Raw genomic sequence first — 313 nt, forward strand, 5'->3', positions numbered from 1 at the left:
CTCAGGGCGTTCCGCTCGTGCGCACGGCTTCGATCTGCGCCACGCTCAGTCCGGTAGCCTGTGCGATCTGGACATCGTTCAGCAGGCCGAGCTGAATGAGAAGGATGTCCCGGCCTCCGGCGCTCAATGATCCCGTCGCTGTTTGGCTAGCCAGACTTCGATGAGGGTTGGATCCAAGCCCCTGAGCCGCTCCTCGGCATCCAAGCCCCTGAGCCGCTCCTCGGCATCCAAGCCCCTGAGGCGCTCCTCGGCATCCAGGCCCTTGAGGCGCTCCTCGGGATCGAAGCGTTTGAGGATGGCCTCGGGGTCGCGT

General features: G+C 65.2%; 1 pseudogene. It reads right to left on the minus strand.

Features of this window, described 5'->3' with window-relative positions:
* Window positions 1-123 precede the first annotated feature (123 nt).
* Window positions 124-313: pseudogene (locus tag GJ668_RS20270) on the minus strand (hypothetical protein); the annotation flags it as partial.

Source organism: Allochromatium palmeri (genome assembly GCF_009720725.1).
Classification (GTDB): Bacteria; Pseudomonadota; Gammaproteobacteria; order Chromatiales; family Chromatiaceae; genus Thermochromatium; species Thermochromatium palmeri.